This window comes from Streptomyces sp. SID14436 (assembly GCF_010548465.1).
Taxonomy (GTDB): domain Bacteria; phylum Actinomycetota; class Actinomycetes; order Streptomycetales; family Streptomycetaceae; genus Streptomyces.
Genome location: NZ_JAAGMD010000201.1, coordinates 1 through 8,561, shown reverse-complemented (window position 1 = coordinate 8,561; position 8,561 = coordinate 1). Strand labels below are relative to the sequence as shown.

5 protein-coding genes and 2 pseudogenes are annotated in these 8,561 nt (G+C 73.6%); 3 read left to right on the top strand and 4 right to left on the bottom strand.

Annotation, left to right across the window (positions count from 1 at the left end):
- Positions 1-126 precede the first annotated feature (126 nt).
- Both G3I53_RS07255 and mmsA read right to left on the bottom strand, forming a co-directional pair.
- Positions 127-936: a hypothetical protein gene (locus G3I53_RS07255; protein WP_164333849.1), complete on the bottom strand. Its 810-nt coding sequence runs from the start codon at positions 934-936 to the stop codon at positions 127-129.
- A 394-nt stretch (positions 937-1,330) separates the two neighbouring features.
- Positions 1,331-2,833: a CoA-acylating methylmalonate-semialdehyde dehydrogenase gene (gene mmsA / locus G3I53_RS07250; protein ID WP_164333847.1), complete on the bottom strand. Its 1,503-nt coding sequence runs from the start codon at positions 2,831-2,833 to the stop codon at positions 1,331-1,333.
- Between the two features lie 793 nt (positions 2,834-3,626).
- On the opposite strand from mmsA, the gene G3I53_RS07245 reads away from it, so the two are divergent.
- Both G3I53_RS07245 and G3I53_RS07240 read left to right on the top strand, forming a co-directional pair.
- Positions 3,627-3,824, top strand: a complete 198-nt coding sequence (locus tag G3I53_RS07245) for a MerR family transcriptional regulator (RefSeq protein ID WP_164333846.1) — start codon at positions 3,627-3,629, stop codon at positions 3,822-3,824.
- A gap of 119 nt (positions 3,825-3,943) precedes the next feature.
- Positions 3,944-4,486: pseudogene (locus tag G3I53_RS07240) on the top strand (GNAT family protein); the annotation flags it as partial.
- On the opposite strand, the gene G3I53_RS07235 reads toward G3I53_RS07240, so the two are convergent.
- Positions 4,455-5,657: a zinc-dependent alcohol dehydrogenase family protein gene (locus tag G3I53_RS07235; RefSeq protein WP_239063635.1), complete on the bottom strand. Its 1,203-nt coding sequence runs from the start codon at positions 5,655-5,657 to the stop codon at positions 4,455-4,457. The pseudogene G3I53_RS07240 and the gene G3I53_RS07235 sit on opposite strands and share 32 nt — an antisense overlap.
- A 97-nt stretch (positions 5,658-5,754) precedes the next feature.
- Entirely contained in the window at positions 5,755-8,094 is a 2,340-nt protein-coding gene (locus G3I53_RS07230) for an MMPL family transporter (RefSeq protein WP_164438143.1), read from the bottom strand.
- 202 nt (positions 8,095-8,296) lie between these two features.
- Between G3I53_RS07230 and G3I53_RS07225 the strand changes: the two are divergent.
- A pseudogene (locus tag G3I53_RS07225) lies at positions 8,297-8,561 on the top strand (hypothetical protein); the annotation flags it as partial.

Here is an 8,561-nt window from a genome sequence, read left to right as displayed (position 1 = left end):
TGGCGCTGCGGGCGCGGGGTGGCGGGGCGCGGGGTGGCGGGGCGCGGGTGCGGGTGCGGGGACGACGGAGCCCCGGACCGCGGTCGGCCGGTCCGGGGCTCACGCCGTCGTCACCCGAGGGCCGCGTCAGCCGACGCGACGCTCCCGGACCCCGTCCTCCTCGAAGTCGTAGACCCGGTTGTTGATGCGCAGGCCGTCGACGGCCCCGATCCACATGTGGTCACGTCCCTTGCCGACGGCGGCGGTGAGGACGGTCGCCTCCTCGCCCCCGTCGTCGAGCGAGGCCTTCAGCTCGGCGAAGGTGCACCGGGCGGCCTGGGTGCACGCGGTCTCGTTGCCCGTCAGGTACCAGTAACCGGTGGTCGTGGCGTCCAGGAACGGGCTCCAGCGGTTGGTCACCGGCGCCGCGTCCGGCACCCACACCATGGTCGAGTAGTTGTCGGCCGGGAGGGCGCTCAGGTTCGGGTCGATCTCGAACCGGATGTTCGGCATGTTCTCCGGGCCGCCGTAGGTGACGTTCTCACCGGTCTGGAAGACATGGAAGCCGAGGTTCCGCAGGTCGCGGATCCGGTCGCCGAAGAAGTCGACCTCGTTGCCGAAGTCGACCTTCTCGCTGGGCGGGTTCAGCGTGGTGGAGTTGTCCGCCACCTCGATCCCCAGGCTGCCCGTCCCGTAGGGCGGCCGGGCGGCCGGGCCTGTCACGCCGAACGAGCCGAACGGGCCGTTCCTGAGCTCGGCGACGGGCGAGCCGATCGTGTTGCGGGTGATCACACCCCAGTGGTCCGCGCTGGTCCCGTTCCCGTTCCCGTTGCCGTTCCCGTTGCCGTTCGGGCTGCCGTCCGCGGAAGCGGGGGCCGCTCCCAGCAGGGTCGCGGCGGCGATCGCGGCGACGGCCGCGGCCACCAGCGTCCCGCCCCGCCTCTTCGCAAAGCGCATGCTCACGCTCACTCCTTGACTGTGGCTGACGGCCGGGCGCTCGCCCGGCCGAGGTCCGGCGGTGCCCCGACATCCGGTCGGAGTTCCGCCCGCCACAGCGTCCAGGTGAAGAAAGGGTGAAGACGTGGCGACATGCCATTTTTCGCCCAATTGATCGGATCAACACATCGAATGGCCGTGCCCCTGCCGCCCCCTGCGGATCGGAGCGGCAACACACCCCTACCGGCGGTCCGGGACGGCTGCCGGGCCGTCGGGCGGGGGCGCGGACGCAGGAGGCGGACGGAACGCACCGCGGGCCGGAGCCGTGTGCGGTGAGCACGGCTCCGGCCCGCGGGTACCGGTCCGGACGGACAGACAGACGGAGGGACGGACGGACGGAGGGACGGACGGACGGTCAGTGGTTGCGCGGGAAGCCCAGGTCCACGCCGGCCGGGGCGTCGGCCGGGTCGGGCCAGCGGGTGGTGACGACCTTGCCGCGGGTGTAGAAGTGCGTGCCGTCGTTGCCGTAGATGTGGTGGTCGCCGAAGAGGGAGTCCTTCCAGCCGCCGAAGCTGTGGTAGCCGACGGGGACCGGGATCGGCACGTTCACGCCGACCATGCCCGCCTCCACCTCCAGCTGGAAGCGGCGGGCGGCGCCGCCGTCCCGGGTGAAGATCGCGGTGCCGTTGCCGTACGGGGAGGCGTTGATCAGGTCGACGGCCTCCTCGTAGGTCTCGGTGCGCAGGACGCACAGGACCGGGCCGAAGATCTCGTCCTGGTAGGCCTTGGCGGAGGTCGGCACCTTGTCGAGGAGGGAGATGCCGATCCAGTGGCCGTCCTCGTAGCCGTCGACGGTGTGACCGGTGCCGTCCAGGACGACCTCGGCGCCCTCGGCGGCGGCGTTCTCCACGTAGGAGGCGACCTTGTCGCGGTGGACCTTGGTGATGAGGGGGCCCATCTCGGACGTGGGGTCGTCGCCGGGACCGATCTTGATCTTCTCGGCGCGCTCGCGGATCTTCTCGACCAGGGTGTCGCCGATCGCGCCGACGGCGACGACCGCGGAGATCGCCATGCAGCGCTCGCCGGCGGAGCCGTAGGCCGCCGAGACGACCGCGTCGGCCGCCGCGTCGAGGTCGGCGTCGGGCAGCACCAGCATGTGGTTCTTGGCGCCGCCGAGGGCCTGGACGCGCTTGCCGTTGGCCGAGGCCGTGGTGTGGATGTAGCGAGCGATCGGGGTGGAGCCGACGAAGGACACGGCCTTGACGTCGGGGTGGGTCAGGAGGCGGTCGACGGCCAGCTTGTCGCCGTGGACGACGTTGAAGACGCCGTCGGGGAGCCCGGCCTCGGCCATCAGCTCGGCGAGCCGGACCGCGGCCGACGGGTCCTTCTCCGAGGGCTTCAGGACGAAGGTGTTGCCGCAGGCGATGGCCAGCGGGAACATCCACATCGGCACCATGGCCGGGAAGTTGAACGGGGTGATGCCGGCCACCACGCCGAGCGGCTGGCGGATGGAGGCCACGTCGACGCGGCTGGCGACCTGAGTGGACAGCTCGCCCTTGAGCTGCACGTTGATGCCGCAGGCCAGGTCGACGATCTCCAGCCCGCGGGCGACCTCGCCGAGGGCGTCGGAGTGCACCTTGCCGTGCTCGGCGGTGATCAGCTCGGCGATCTCGTCGCGGTGCGCGTCGACCAGCGCGCGGAACCGGAACAGGATCGAGGTCCGGGTGGCCAGCGACGACTGGCTCCACGACCGGTAGGCGTCCTTCGCGGCGGCGACCGCCGCGTCGACCTCCTCGACGGAGGCGTACGCGACCTTCGTGGTGACCTCGCCGGTCGCCGGATTCGTCACCGGCCCGTGGGTACCCGAGGCGCCTTCGGCGGTCTTCCCGCCGATCCAGTGGTTGACGATCTTCGTCATGACCGAGAACTCCTTACGCATGGGGCGGCGTCGGGGTGGGACGTGCCGGGTGTACAGCTCGCGTGCCGTGCGCCGCGGCGGCCGGGCGGAGCGCCCGCCGTGCCGCGGCCGGGCACGCTTCCATCCCAGCAGGTGCGGCCGGGCGGCGCTCCCGACACAGTGTCGGCCGTTGCGGTCCTCGTGTAGACACATGTGCGGCGCGCCCCGGCCGTGCGCCGCTCCGCCCCACGGGGCCCGGTCGTCCGGGTGGAGAGCCGGGACCTCCGGCGCGTGGCCTTGGCGGGCGGGGAGTCTTCGCACGCCTCTTCACTCCTGCCAAAGCGAAGGGGCCGTTCGCGCCGGAGGCGATCGGTGCCCGGGGGATGCGGGCGCGGTACCGCACGGCTCTCCGGGGTTTCTATCCGCGGTACGACGCCCTGTCAATGTTTTGTCCGGACATACTGACGATTTCGCGTCGCCCGCGTGTTCGGCCGGGCCCTTCGGCGGGGACGACTGCCTGGTCACAGGGCTGACCGGCTCCTGCGTGAAGGGGGAGTGCGGGCTCGGTGTCAACGCGCCCCGCCGACCCGACCGGCGTACGCCATTGCGTCACGCCTGTCACAAAAGCCCCGGTTGTGTCACGCATGTCTCGTGTACGCGGGTCTTCCGTCACACCCGGAGCACAGCCCCCACCCCGACTCCGGTCGGCGTCGTTGACCGGGCACAACGCTTGATGATCGCCAGCGCAGCACCCGGCTCCCCCTGACGGCCGCTCCTCGGCCGCCGCCGCGGTGCGCGCGGGGAGGTGCCATTCATGACCGACCGACGGCTGTGGTCGTACAAGGACATCGCGGCCCACATCAAGGTGCAGCCGGACACCGTGCGCTCCTACCGCAAGCACGGCCTGCTGCCCCCGCCGGACCACGTCGAGGCGGGCAAGCCCTACTGGTACGCGGACACGGTCCGCACCTGGGTGGCCTCCCGGCCCGGCAACCGGGGCCGCAGAGGCTGACCGGGGCCGCACGGGCCGACCGGGGCCGACCGGGGCCGCAAGGCTGACCGGGGCCGCTGGGGCCGACCGCCGCTGAAATCCGCTGTGCCCCACCCGCGTGGTGGGGCACAGTGCTGCCCATGAGTTTCGCCGTGAAACCCACGCTCACCGGGGAGCGCACCGTGCTCCGCCCGTTCACCGCCGCCGACGCGGACACCATGTGGGAGATCCTCCAGGACCCCGAGGTGGTGCGCTTCACCTTCGACGGGTCGACCGACCTCACGCCCGCCAAGGTGCGCTCCTGGTACGCCTCCCGGTCCGCGCAGCCGGACCGGCTGGATCTCGCCGTCACCGACCGCGCCACCGGCGAGCTGGTCGGCGAGGTCGTCCTCAACGAGTGGGACGCGGACGCCCGCAGCTGCACCTTCCGCACCCTGATCGGGCCGCGCGGCCGGGGGCGGGGGCTGGGCACCGAGGCCACCCGGCTGATCGTCGGGCACGGCTTCGAGCAGCTGGGGCTGCACCGCGTCCAGCTGGAGGCCTACGGCAACAACCCGCGCGCGCTGCGCGCGTACGAGAAGGCCGGTTTCGTGGTGGAGGGCGTCCGGCGGGAGGCGCAATGGCGGGACGGGGAATGGGTCGACGAGGTGATCATGGCAATGCTGGACCGGGAGTGGGCTGCGTCGGCGTCCCCGTCGGGGTCGGCGTCCCCGTCGGGGTCGGCGTCGGCGTCGGCGTCGGCGTCGGGGTCGGCGTCGGCGTCGGGGTCGGCGTCGGGGTCGGCATCGGGGTCGGGGTCGGCGTCGGGGTCGGCATCCAGGGTGCGATGACGGTGACGCCGGGGCCCGGGGCCCGGTCCAGGGCCGCGAGGGCGGCCGGGGCGGCGTCCAGGCCGATCGTCCGGGTGACCAGCAGGTCGGGGCGCAGCCGCCCGGCGCGGACCAGCTCCAGCATCGGCGGATAGCTGTGCGCGGCCATGCCGTGGCTGCCGAGGAGTTCCAGTTCGAGGGCGATGGCGCGGGCCATGGGGACCGGGGTGGTGCCGGTGGCCGAGGGCAGCAGGCCCACCTGCACGTGCCGTCCCCGGCGGCGCAGGCCGTTCACCGAGGCCGCGCAGGTGGCGGGGGAGCCGAGGGCGTCCAGAGAGAGGTGGGCACCGCCGCCGGTGAGGTCGCGGACCGCTTCGGCCGGGTCGTCGGCCGACGAGGCGTCGAGGCATTCCGCCGCGCCGAACCGCCGGGCCATCTCCAGCGCCCCCGGTGCCACGTCCACGGCGACGACGCGCGCCCCGGACGCCGCCGCGATCATCACAGCGGACAGGCCGACGCCGCCGCAGCCGTGGACGGCGACCCACTCGCCCGCCGCGACCCGGCCCTGCTGCACGACCGCGCGGTAGGCGGTGGCGAACCGGCAGCCGAGGGAGGCGGCCGTCGCGAAGGACATGTCCTCGGGGACGGCGACCAGGTTGACGTCGGCGTGGTCCAGGGCCACGAACTCCGCGAAGGAACCCCAGTGGGTGAAGCCGGGCTGGGTCTGCCGCTCGCACACCTGCTGGTCCCCCGCCGCGCACGCGGCGCAGCTGCCGCAGGCGCAGACGAACGGCACCGTGACCCGGTCCCCCGGGCGCCATCCGGTGACCCGGTCGCCGACCGTCTCGACGACACCGGCGAGTTCGTGGCCCGGTACGTGGGGCAGGGCGATGTCCGGGTCGTGGCCCTGCCAGCCGTGCCAGTCGCTGCGGCACAGACCGGTGGCCTCGACGCGCACGACGACTCCGTGTCCGGCCGGCTCCGGGTCGGGGACCTGCCGCACCGCGGCCGGTCCCCCGTACCGCTCGAACACCACCGCCCGCATGGCCGCCCGCCTTCCGTCCGCGCCGGGGCGGGGGCCGGGGCGCGGTGGGCGCGCCCGGTGCCCCGCCTCCGGCGAACACCGCGCTGTCGGCGGAACGCTATCCGCGACTCCTCACCGCGTCGCGCGCGGCCCCGGCACGGGCGCCTTCGCCGGTGCCGGCGTCGGTGCCGGCGTCGGTGTCGGTGTCGGCGTGCTCGCCCTGGCCGTCCTCCGCCCCGCCGCCCGTCGTGGCCGTCGTGGCCGCGGTGGTCGCGGTGGTCGCGGGGCCGGCCTGCGTGGGCGCGGACTCGCCCTCGCTCAGGCCGAACCGGGTGTGGAACCGGCGCAGCGGTCCCGGCGCCCACCAGGTCGCGCGCCCGGTGAGGCGCATGACGGAGGGGACGAGGAGGCTCCGGACGATCATCGCGTCCATCAGCACCGCCAGGGCGATGCCCAGGCCCAGCATCTTGGTGTTGGTCACCCGCGAGGTGCCGATCGCGACCATGACCACCGCGAGGATGACCGCCGCCGCGGTGATCAGCCCGCCGGTGCGCTGGAGGCCGTGGCGGACGGCCCGCTCGTGGTCGCCGGAGCGGTCGTACTCCTCCTTGACGCGGGAGAGCAGGAACACGCCGTAGTCCATGGAGAGGCCGAAGGCAACGCAGAACATCAGGACGGGCAGCGTCGTCTCGATGTTGCCGGGGGTGGTGAAGCCGAGCAGGCCGGAGAGGTGGCCGTCCTGGAAGACCCACACCACGGCGCCGAACATGGCGGTCAGGCTGAGCGCGTTGAGCACCACGGCCTGGACCGGTATGAGCACGCTGCCGGTGAGCAGGAACACCAGCAGGAGCGTGACGACGACGATGAAGACGGCCGCCGCGGGCAGTTGCTCGGCGATGGCGTCCTTGGAGTCGACGAGTACGGCCGCCGCGCCGGTGACCTTGGTGTCGAAGGGAGCCTCCAGGGCGCGCAGGTCGCCCACCAGGTCCTGAGCCGGGTCGTCGACGGCCTCGCCCTCGGGCAGCACGGTGAAGTAGGCGGTGTCGCCCTCGACCAGCGGCCCGTCGACGCGGACCACCTCGGGCAGCGCGGCGACGCGCTCCTTGTAGGCGGCGTACTGGGCCTGGGTCGCGGGGCCCTCGGCGAGCACTTCGAGTCCGCCGCCCGGGCTGCCGGGGAAGCCGTCGCGGATGTGCTGCTGCACGACGTGGGACTCGGCGGTGGCGGGCAGCTGGCGGTCGTCGGCGGTGCCGAACTTCACGCCCAGGAAGGGCAGCCCGAGCAGGATCAGCACGGCCGTGGTGCCGAGGGCGAAGAACGGGGCGCGGCGCATCACCACCGTCGCCGCGCGGCCCCAGGCGGCGCCCTCCTCCCGCTTCGGCCGCGTCGCGCGCCGGCGCCGGAACAGGCGCCGCAGGTCGTACGCGTCGACCCGGTGGCCGAGGAGGACGAGGGCGGCGGGCAGCAGGATCAGGGCCGCCGCCGCGGCCAGCAGCACCACGGCGATCCCGGCGTAGGCGAAGGAGCGCAGGAAGTACTGCGGGAAGAGCAGCATGGCCGCGAGCGACACCGCGACCGTGAGGGCGGAGAAGAGCACGGTGCGCCCGGCGGTGCGCAGGGTGGTGCCGACGGCGGTCCGGGGGTCGGCGCCCGAGGAGAGTTCCTCACGGAAGCGGCGGACGATGAACAGGGCGTAGTCGATCGCCAGGCCGAGGCCGAGCGCGGTGGTGAGGTTCATCGCGAAGACGGAGACGTCGGTGATCTCGGTGAGGCCGCGCAGGACCGCGTTGGTGCCGAGGATCGCGACGATGCCGATGCCGAGCGGGAGCAGGGCGGCGACGGCGCTGCCGAAGACCATCACCAGCAGCACGAGCGTGACCGGCAGGGCGATGAGCTCGGCCCGCAGCAGGTCCTCCTGGATGATCGTCTGCATCTCGTGCCGCACGGCGACCGGGCCGCCGATGCCGACCTCCACGGCGCCCTGCTCGCCCCGGAAGGACGGCGCTATGCGCTCCAGCGTCTCGTTCATCGTCGTCTCGTCGCCCGTGATGCGGGCGGCGATCAGCGCTTCGTGGCCGTCCTCGGCGCGCAGCGCGGGCGAGCGGGTCTGCCAGTAGGAGCCGACGCCGGTGATGCCGGGCTCGCCCGCCAGGCGTTCGGTCAGCCGGGCGGCCTCGGCGGCGACGGCCGGGTCGTCGACCGAGGCGTCCCCGGCGTCGACGAGCAGCAGGAGGTTGGGCTGGGAGTGGGGGAACGCCTCCTCCAGGGCGCGGGTGGCGTAGGTGGACTCGGCGTCCGGGTCCTCCCAGCCGCCGCTGCCCATGCGGTCGGCGACCCCGCTGCCGGCCAGCACCGCGAGGACCGTGAGCACCAGCCCGGCCAGCAGGGCGAGCCTCGGGCGGGCCGTGACCAGGCGGGTCCAGCCTCCGACGCGCGACGGATCGTTGACTTCGGTCATCCTGCGGTGTCCCCTTCACCGTGAACCGTGCCCCACACCCCCCGGCGCCCCGGGCCCTGGCGGTCCACGCGGTGCATACGGGCAGGCGGCATGGCTGTGCCGTTGCCATAGACTGGCAAACACGAGAGATCGCTCGCGTTTCACAAGAATGCGAGTGACCACTCGCGTTTGTCAATCGCGTGCCGAAAGCTGGGGATGACGCGTGCCGGACCAGACCGGGAAGCCCGACGAGGCGCTGACGCACGACCAGGAGCCGACGCCCGGGAAGGGGCGGGCGGCGACCGGGGACGAACGGGCCACGGCCGGCGCCGGGCGGACGACGTCCGGAGCCGAGGCCGCGCCGGCCGAGGGTCGGCGCACGACCACCGAAGCCGGGGCGGTGACGACCGAGGGCGGGCGCACGACCACGGGGGCCGAGGCGGTGACGACCGACGGCGGGCGCACGACCGCCGAAGCCGAGGCGGTGA